Origin of the sequence: Blastococcus jejuensis (assembly GCF_039534705.1) — a bacterium.
GTDB lineage: Bacteria > Actinomycetota > Actinomycetes > Mycobacteriales > Geodermatophilaceae > Blastococcus_B > Blastococcus_B jejuensis.
Map to the genome: position 1 here is coordinate 89,631 of NZ_BAAAVV010000012.1, position 6,596 is coordinate 96,226.

A 6,596-nucleotide genomic window follows, 5' to 3' on the forward strand; every position below is an offset into this window, starting at 1 on the left:
GATCCCGTGCTGCCCCTGGCATGACGACTGCACAACTGACCGACACGTTCACCATCGGTGGGGACCTCCCCGTCCACCGGCTCGGCTACGGCGCGATGCAGCTGACCGGCCCCGGCGTCTGGGGCGAGCCGGCCGACAGGCCGGGCGCGATCGCGGTCGTGCAGGCGGCGATCGCGCAGGGCGTCGACTTCATCGACACCGCGGACTCATACGGCCCGCAGGTGAGCGAGCAGATTCTCGCCGAGGCGGCGTTCCCCTACCCGGACGGCCTCGTCATCGCCACGAAGGCCGGCCTCACCCGCACCGGTCCCGGCGTATGGCCGGTCTGCGGTCGCCCCGAGTACCTGACCCAGCAGGTCGAGCTCTCGCTGCGGAACCTGAAGGTCGACCGGATCGACCTGATCCAGCTGCACCGCATCGATCCGCAGGTGCCGCTGGCCGACCAGCTCGGCGCCTTCAAGGAGCTGCAGGAGCAGGGCAAGGTGCGGCACATCGGCGTTTCCGAGGTTTCGGTGGAGGAGCTGAAGGCCGCGCGGGAGATCGTCGACGTCGTCAGCGTGCAGAACCTCTACAACCTGACGACCCGCAAGAGCCAGGACGTCCTGGACTACGCGACCGCCGAGAACATCGCCTTCATCCCGTGGTTCCCGATCGCCACCGGCGACCTCGCCGCCCCGGACAGCCCTGTCACCGACATCGCCCGGGAGCTCGACGCGACGCCGGCCCAGGTGGCGCTGGCCTGGCTGCTGCAGAAGTCACCGGTCGTGCTGCCGATCCCCGGCACCAAGTCCGTCGACCACCTGACCGAGAACATGGGCGCCGCGCGGCTGTCGCTCTCCGCGGAGGACATGGCCCGGCTCGACGCCCTGGCCTGACGCTCTGACCGTGACGGGTCAGCGGTCCCGGCGGCGCCACATCCGGCGCTCCGGGATCGCGGGCCCGCCCACCGGGACGAGCTCGCCGGCTCCTCGCGGGTGGGCCGAGTGCTCCGGCACCGGACGACGCACGGGCGGGACGGCGGGGCGTGCGACCGCCGACGGCGGCAGCTCGCGCAGCGGTCCGTCGAGGTTGAGGGCGTCGCCCAGCGCGGCGAGCTCGATCAGCCGGCGCGTCACGGCGGGGGCGCCGACGATGCGGCAGGACCGCCGGAACGCGGCGAGGTCGGCCGTGAAGCTGGTGAGGGCGTAGAGGCCCGAGAGATCCCAGAAGCGCACACCGGCCACGTCGACCACGACCTGGCGGGTACCCAGCACTCCGGCCTGCGCGAGCGCGTCGCTCAGCAGCGGGGCCGTGGACAGATCGGCCTCGCCCGTCACCCGGACGACGACCTGGTCCGGGGCGGGCACGAGAGCGACGTTGAGCAGGGGCACTACGCCTCCGGCGGCTCGGCACGTACCGGCCGCCCGCTGCTCGAACGACCACCTGTGACGGTACGGCTTCGGAGCGCTATATCACAACAGAGCGCAATCGTTTGAATGCGTTAAGTTTCCTTCTGTGCGCCGCTCGGCCACCCGAGGTGCCCCGCCCCGCGGTGGGAGGCCACCATGACGAGCGTGGACGCCGAAGACTTCCGCCAGGTCAGGGACGCCGTCCGGCAGCTGGTCCGCGAGTCGGTCGTGCCGCGCGAGGAGCAGGTCGAGGACGAGGACCGCATCCCCGACGAGCTGCGCGCCCAGGCGGCCGAGATGGGGCTGTTCGGCTATGCGCTGCCCGAGGAGTACGGCGGACTCGGCGTCACGATGAGTGAGGACGTGCACCTGGCGTTCGAGTTCGGCTACACGACGCCGGCGTTCCGGTCGCTGTTCGGCACCAACAACGGCATCGCCGGCCAGGTCATCGCGAAGTTCGGCAGCGAGGAGCAGAAGCGGACCTACCTGCCGCGCCTGGCCGACGGGTCGCTGATCGGCTCCTTCGCCCTCACCGAGGCCGAGGCCGGGTCCGATCCCGCGGGCCTGCGCACCACCGCCCGCCGCGACGGCGACGAGTGGGTCGTCAACGGCGGCAAGCGCTACATCACGAACGCGCCGATCGCCGACCTCTTCGTGGTGTTCGCCCGCACCGACCCTGCCGAGAAGGGCGGGCGCGGCATCTCGAGCTTCGTCGTCGAGACGACGACGCCGGGCGTGACCGTGGGTCCCAAGGACAAGAAGATGGGTCAGGCCGGGGCCTGGACCGCGGAGGTGTACTTCGACGACGTGCGGGTTCCGGCGTCCGCGCTGATCGGCGAGGAGGGCCGGGGCTACGCCAAGGCGCTGACCGTTCTCTCCCGCGGCCGGCTGCACATCGCGGCGCTCTGCGTCGGCATGGCCCAGCGGGTGCTGGACGAGTCGGTCGCCTACGCCGCGAGTGCCAAGCAGGGCGGCGCACCGATCGGCCGGTTCCAGCTCGTCCAGGCGATGCTCGCCGACATGCACGCCGAGCTGCTGGCTGCCCGCAGCATGGTCCGGGACGTCGCCGCCCGCTACGACAGCGGCGAGGACACCTCGGTCGGGCCCTCGTCGGCCAAGCTGTTCTGCACCGAGATGGTCGGCCGCGCCGTCGACCGGGCGGTGCAGGTGCACGGCGGGCTGGGCTACCTGCGCACGACGCCGGTCGAGCGCTTCTACCGCGACGCCCGGCTGTTCCGGCTCTACGAGGGCACCAGCGAGGTGCAGCGGCTGATCATTGGTGGCGCGCTGCTGCGCGAGGCCGGCATGCGACGTGGCTGAGCCGGGTCGGGAGGCCCGGCGCGAGGCCGTCGGCCAGTTGGGGACGGCGCTGCGCGAGCTGGTCGACGCCGCCGTGCGCACCGAGGTGCCGCTCGATGACCTCGCCGGGGTGGCGGTCGCCGCGCGCGAGCTCGCCGCCCGGCTGCGCGCCGACGCCCGCGACCTGCACGACGTGGCCTCGGTCGACGACCCGGAGATCGGGGAGCGCTGGTACAGCCCCGTCTACGGCCCCGGCAACCCGGTGGCCCCGCCGCTGGTGGCGACGGACTCGCCCGACGGCACCGCTCGCGGGCGGGTCACGCTCGGCAAGGCCCACGAGGGGCCGCCCGGTCTGGTGCACGGCGGCGTCGTCGCCACGCTGCTCGACCACGTGCTGGCGCGCGCGGTCCGGGCCGCCGGCCGCGGCGGGCTCACGGCCACGCTGACGGTCACCTACCGGCGCCCGGTGCCCCTCGGCGTCCCCCTCGTCGTGACGGCGGCGGTGGCAGGCACCGACGGACGACGGACGACGGCCGGCGCCCGGCTGGCCGCCGAGGCCGATCCGGGCCGGGTGCTCGCCGAGGCCGACGGGTTGTTCGTGGCGCTGCGACCCGACCGCGCGGCGGAGGTGTTCGCGCCGACCGGGCGGGCGATCGGCGCCTGGACCGCGCGCGGCGGCGACGGGTGAGCTGGTCGCCGACTGGCTAGGGCATATCGGAACCGGCCGGTGCTGGCTACTGTCCGGCACCTGCCTACTCCGGAGGTCGCTGTGCCCCGTTCCGCCGGCTTCGCCTCGTACTCGCCGCTGCCCGAGACGGTCGTTCTCCCCGACGGCGAGATGCGCCCGGAGCTCGCCGACGTCGGCCGGCTCGTGCGCCGCGGGGTGCGCGCCGTCGTCGGGGCCGCGCGCGCCGAGGAGCAACCGCGCCTCTCGCGCATCCTGGCCGGGCACCTCGGTGGCGAGGTCGGCGCGCTCGACGTGGTCGAGGAGACCTGGCCCGGCTACGACCACGTGAACGTGCAGGCCGGGCTGGACGCCTGGCTGGCCGTGCCCGGCCGGTCCGCCGAGCTGGTGGGCGTCACGCACCACCAGGGCGTGATGTTCGGCCTGGCCGACCTGCTCGCAGGCGGGCGGCACGAGGAGATGCACGGGCTGCGGCCGGGCAACCCGGCCAGCGTCAACCTCGCGTGCGGCCCCGACGGCGCCGTCCGCCCGTGCATCCGCTGCGGCATCTACCTGGTGACCGAGGGCGACGTGCGCACCGCCGTCCTCCTGCGTGGCGCCGCCCCCGAGTTCGGTCAGGACCACGTCTCCGTGCAGGCCATGAGCACCGATCCCGCGGCCGCGCGGTCCGCGGCCCGCGACATCCGCGCCGCGACGTTGGCGGAGAACGTGTTCCGCGGTCAGGTGCTCTCGTTCGGCCAGGAGGTGTTCGGCCACGGTCGCACCCTGCTGCAGTTCCACCGCCGGCCCACGATGACCGCCGACCAGCTGATCCTGGCGCCGCACACGCTGGCCGAGGTGCAGCGGCAGGTGGTCGACGTCGCCCGGCACAAGGAGCGGCTGCTCGCCGCGGGGCAGCACCTCAAGCGCGGGCTGCTGCTCTACGGGCCGCCCGGGGTCGGCAAGACGCACACCGTCCGCTACCTCACCAGCAGCCTGTCCGGCACGACGGTGCTCCAGCTGACCGGCCACGCATTGCACCTGATCGCCGAGGCCTGCTCCGTCGCCCGTGCGCTGCAGCCGGCCATGCTGATCGTCGAGGACGTCGACCTGATCGCCGAGGACCGGGGCATGCACCCCGGCCAGCACCCGCTGCTGTTCCAGCTGCTCAACGAGATGGACGGGCTCGCCGAGGACGCCGACGTCGTCTTCGTGCTCACCACCAACCGGGCCGACCTGCTCGAGCCGGCGCTCGCGGCCCGTCCGGGCCGGGTCGACCAGGCGGTGGCCCTCGAGCTGCCCGACCACGTCGCGCGACGCGCCCTGTTCGAGCTCTACCGCGGGACCCTCGACGTCGACACCTCGCGGCTGGACGACGTCCTGGCCCGGACCGACGGGGTGACCGCCTCGTTCCTCAAGGAGCTGCTCCGGCGGGCGGCGCTGGTGGCCGCGGGCCGGACGCCCGAGGCGGACTCGATCGCGGTGAGCGCCGACGACCTCGACGCCGCGCTGGAGGAGCTGCTCGACACCCGCAACGCGATGACCCGCACGCTGCTGGGCAGCGGCGGCTGACGGGCCGCTGTCGTCGACTTCCGGTCGTACGGTGTGCCGATGATCCGCGGTGCCCACGTCATCCTCTACACCGCCGACGCCGAGGCCGACCGCGCATTCCTGCGTGACGTTCTGGGCCTGGCGCACGTCGACTCCGGGGGCGGCTGGCTGATCTTCCAGCTGCCGCCCGCCGAGGTGGCCGTGCACCCGGCGGAGCGATCCGGCGCCGTCGAGCTCTATCTCGTCTGCGACGACATCGACGCCACGGTCGCGGACCTCGGGGCCCGCGGGGTGCAGTTCGAGGGCGAGGTGACCGACCAGGGGTGGGGCCGGCTGGCGACGATCCGGCTACCCGGCGGCGGGCGCCTGGGCATCTACGAGGCGCGCCATCCGACGGCCTTCGACCTCTGACTCGAGGGGGGCAGACGGCCCCTGTCAAGGGCTGCCGCGGATCTGTGGGCAGGGCTCTGACCTGGGGATTCGTGCTGCGGCGAGCCGCCCCGCGGGGTAGACTTCGAACACCTGATCGAACGGTGTGGGAGGTCTCGTGGGCGAGCTGGCATCGGCGCTGGACGCGCTGGCCGCCGACGACCTGCACGCGCTGCCGGCCGGCGCGCAGCTGGACCGGGTCGCCGACCTGGTGCAGCTGCGCAACCGGGTCGACGCCGAGATCGCGCGCAGCGTCCGGGTCGCCGAGACCACCCTGGCGCCCGAGCACGACGGCCTGAAGTCGATGGCCTCGTGGCTGGCCGGGCACTGCCGGCTGGCCCGCACCACTGCCGCGCAGATCGTGCGCGCCGGGCGCGTGGGTGAGCAGCTCCCGTCGGTGGCGGCGGCGTTCGCCCAGGGTTTGGTGAACGCCGATCAGGTAGCTGTGATCGCCCCGGTCGCGCAGCCGGAGAATCTGGCCAAGGCCGCCGACCAGGGCATCGACCTCGGCGCGGTCGACACCGTGCTCGCCCAGACCGCGACGGCACACCGGCACGACCGGCTACGCCAGGTGGTGCAGCACTACCTGGCCCGGCTGGACCCCGACGGGCCCGAGCCCGACCCGACCGAGGGCCGCTCGCTGAGCATCGCCAAACACGCCGACGGGTCGATCACCGGCCGGTTCGCCCTCGACGCGGTCGGCGGGGAGAAGGTGCAGGCCGTGCTGGAATCCTTCGTGCAGAAGGACCGGCCCGCCGGTGACCTGCGCACCCGCGCCCAGCAGTTGGGTGACGCGCTGGTGCAGTGGGCCGACGTCACGCTGGCCGCCGGGCAGGCGCCGGTGCTGCGCACGGTCAAGCCGCACGTGTCGGTGCTCATCGGCATCGACGATCTGGTCGCCCCCGGCACCGGCCCGGCGGCCGCCCAGATGGGCTTCGGGGCGCTGATCTCCGCCGCCCGGGCCCGCTGGCTGGCCTGCGACGGCACCATCAGCCGGGTGATCATGGGCCCCGACGGGCGGGTGCTCGACCTGGGCCGCGACGTGCGGATCACCCCGCCGCACCTGCGCCGGGCCGTCGAGCTCAGCGACCGGCACTGCATCTTCACCGGCTGCGGAGCCCCCACCCACTGGTGCGAGGTGGACTTGCCCCGATCGGGCGGACATCGTTCACAGCGGCGTGATCGCCGCGGGAGGGTGTCGTCGTGGGTCGGATCTATCCCCAGGAGTTCCGCGACCAAGTCGTCGTCTTGCACCGGCGCGATGG

7 protein-coding genes are annotated in these 6,596 nt (G+C 73.6%); 6 read left to right on the forward strand and 1 reads right to left on the reverse strand.

What is annotated here, in order from left to right; genetic code table 11:
- Positions 1 to 20 precede the first annotated feature (20 nt).
- Positions 21 to 875 (forward strand): aldo/keto reductase, encoded by an 855-nt coding sequence (locus tag ABD644_RS19230; RefSeq protein WP_344690658.1) that lies wholly within the window; start codon positions 21 to 23, stop codon positions 873 to 875.
- A gap of 18 nt (positions 876 to 893) precedes the next feature.
- On the opposite strand, the gene ABD644_RS19235 is transcribed toward ABD644_RS19230, so the two are convergent.
- The gene (locus tag ABD644_RS19235; protein WP_344690659.1) at positions 894 to 1,346 is read right to left on the reverse strand and encodes an STAS domain-containing protein; all 453 of its coding nucleotides are present in this window, start codon (positions 1,344 to 1,346) and stop codon (positions 894 to 896) included.
- 198 nt (positions 1,347 to 1,544) lie between these two features.
- Between ABD644_RS19235 and ABD644_RS19240 the strand changes: the two genes are divergently transcribed.
- The 5 genes from ABD644_RS19240 to ABD644_RS19260 form a co-directional block, all read left to right on the forward strand.
- Positions 1,545 to 2,708, forward strand: coding sequence for an acyl-CoA dehydrogenase family protein (locus ABD644_RS19240; RefSeq protein WP_344690660.1), 1,164 nt, complete (start codon positions 1,545 to 1,547; stop codon positions 2,706 to 2,708).
- Complete coding sequence (locus ABD644_RS19245; protein WP_344690662.1) at positions 2,701 to 3,375, forward strand: PaaI family thioesterase; 675 nt, start codon at positions 2,701 to 2,703, stop codon at positions 3,373 to 3,375. Before ABD644_RS19240 ends, ABD644_RS19245 begins: the two co-directional genes overlap by 8 nt.
- 81 nt (positions 3,376 to 3,456) lie before the next feature.
- Entirely contained in the window at positions 3,457 to 4,923 is a 1,467-nt protein-coding gene (locus tag ABD644_RS19250) for an AAA family ATPase (protein WP_344690663.1), read from the forward strand.
- Between the two features lie 39 nt (positions 4,924 to 4,962).
- A complete protein-coding gene (locus tag ABD644_RS19255; protein WP_344690664.1) occupies positions 4,963 to 5,313 on the forward strand; it encodes a VOC family protein in 351 nt (116 codons plus the stop codon).
- A gap of 136 nt (positions 5,314 to 5,449) precedes the next feature.
- The coding region (locus tag ABD644_RS19260) for a DUF222 domain-containing protein (protein WP_344690665.1) at positions 5,450 to 6,596 on the forward strand (1,147 nt) is incomplete at its 3' end.